Consider the following 209-nt stretch of genomic DNA (forward strand, 5'->3'; position numbering starts at 1 on the left):
AGGTCGGGCAGGGTGGGCAGCTCGGTGTCGACCAGCGGTGGGGTGACCACGACCGGGCCCTTGCCGTCCCAGCCCGACCCCAACAACGCACCCACGGTTTGACCCCACGCCTCCCAGGCCGCGATCGGCCCGATCCCGGCACTGTTGAGATCCAGGGTGCCCAACACCGGCACCCCGGAGAATTCGATGCCCACACTCTGAAACAGCGA

The 209-nt window shown here is 68.4% G+C and carries 1 pseudogene; it reads right to left on the reverse strand.

Annotated elements, in window-relative coordinates:
- Window positions 1-209, reverse strand: a pseudogene (locus AC5Y36_RS25935) (outer membrane porin GjpA); the annotation flags it as partial.

This window comes from Mycobacterium sp. NGS50 (assembly GCF_059812545.1).